Here is a 996-nt window from a genome sequence, read left to right as displayed (position 1 = left end):
CGATGGTCGTTCTTTCGACGTGCTCATCAGGCCGCAGCCTACCTCTCACATATCAAACAGAAAGCGCAACTGTAGTGTTAGGTTCTGTTGACAAAAGACGGTAGTCACAATTTTACGGCTGCGAGGTTAAGAAAGGCGAGGAACGATTTTCTTGTCTTGTCATAGCGTGTGGCGATACGTCGGAACTGCTTCAGTTTGTTGAACATCCGCTCGATACGGTTGCGATCCCGATAACGACGGAAGTCGCAGGGAATATCCTCTGTACGATTTGAACGCGGCGGGATAACAGGAAGAATGCCTCGAAAAAGCAGGTTCTCCCGTATCCTGTCACTATCATACCCCTTATCGGCCAGAAATCGGCGCGGTGTCACGACCGGCAGGTCCAACAGGGCATCAGCGCCGGAATAATCAGAAATTTCGCCAACCGTCAGGTCGAAGCCGAGAGGGCGGCCCTGACCGTCAGCGCGGGCGTGGATCCTGCTCGTAAAGCCGCCGCAGCTTCGACCAGAACCTTCCTTGTGAGACCCCCTTTTGCGCCAGCCGCCTGGCTGTGAGCCCGAACGACCGTGCTGTCGATCATGTGCTGCCAGTCATCGGTCAGACCGAGTTCAACCAGCGTTTCCAGCAGAGCGTCCCAGACGCCCTGTTCTGCCCATCGACGGAACCGCACATAGACCGAGTTCCATTTTCCGTAGCGCTCATGCATGTCCCACCATGGTCAACCGACACGCAGGACATAAAGCATTCCATTGAGAAACAGACGGTTATCCTGTGCCGGTCGTGACCAGCGGCCACGTTCAGGCGGCAGCAGGCCGCCAATGATCGCCCATTCCTCGTCCGTCAGGTCGCCACGCATCCACAGGTCTCCGCAAAGACCAGCGTTGAATCACGTCCAGGCCAGTCTGAAAAGACCTTTTGTTGAATTGCCCCGGGTTTTGTGGAGACAGCAAGACCCGTGAGGTAAGAGATATTCATGAGTAACAAATCGAAGCGTTT

At 55.1% G+C, this 996-nt stretch carries 2 protein-coding genes; both read right to left on the bottom strand.

The genetic code is table 11. The annotated features are described in order from the left end of the window. Positions 1-104: 104 nt before the first annotated feature. Positions 105-590: an IS5 family transposase gene (locus MSKU9_RS18680; RefSeq protein WP_227002590.1), complete on the bottom strand. Its 486-nt coding sequence runs from the start codon at positions 588-590 to the stop codon at positions 105-107. A 128-nt stretch (positions 591-718) separates the two neighbouring features. After that, the gene (locus MSKU9_RS18675) at positions 719-856 is read right to left on the bottom strand and encodes a transposase (RefSeq protein WP_227002588.1); all 138 of its coding nucleotides are present in this window, start codon (positions 854-856) and stop codon (positions 719-721) included. Positions 857-996 lie beyond the last annotated feature (140 nt).

Origin of the sequence: Komagataeibacter diospyri, from assembly GCF_006538165.1 — a bacterium.
Taxonomy (GTDB): Bacteria; Pseudomonadota; Alphaproteobacteria; order Acetobacterales; family Acetobacteraceae; genus Komagataeibacter; species Komagataeibacter diospyri.
The sequence above is the reverse complement of the archived record's forward strand: the minus strand, read 5'-3'. Positions and strand labels throughout refer to the sequence as shown.